We start from the raw sequence: 259 nt of genomic DNA, 5'->3' as shown, positions 1-259 counted from the left end.
GGACTATTTTCTGCAACAGCCCAAGGCGCCCACGTCGCCACGATCGAGCCAGATCGGGCCACAAACGTCCTGGCCAACTGCCTTCTATCCGCGGCTCAGAAGGTGGCCTGCGATCCCACGAACGATACGACCGACAAGAAGCTTCAGGCCGACCTTCGCTATCGCGCCGCCGTCGCCCAGGCGATCACCGTCTCGCTCGGACTGACCGAGCAATCCCGCCGCCATGCCAGCGACCGTTGCGCCTTCCTCGCCAAGCATC

General features: G+C 64.1%; 1 protein-coding gene. It reads left to right on the top strand.

Annotated elements, in window-relative coordinates:
• A partial coding sequence (locus ACJDTP_RS27870) for a hypothetical protein (RefSeq protein WP_406763067.1) occupies positions 1-259 on the top strand: 259 nt, incomplete at both ends.

Origin of the sequence: Candidatus Clostridium helianthi (genome assembly GCF_045310795.1) — a bacterium.
GTDB classification, from domain to species: Bacteria; Bacillota; Clostridia; order Clostridiales; family Clostridiaceae; genus Clostridium; species Clostridium helianthi.
This window is presented reverse-complemented; position numbering and strand designations above follow the sequence as displayed.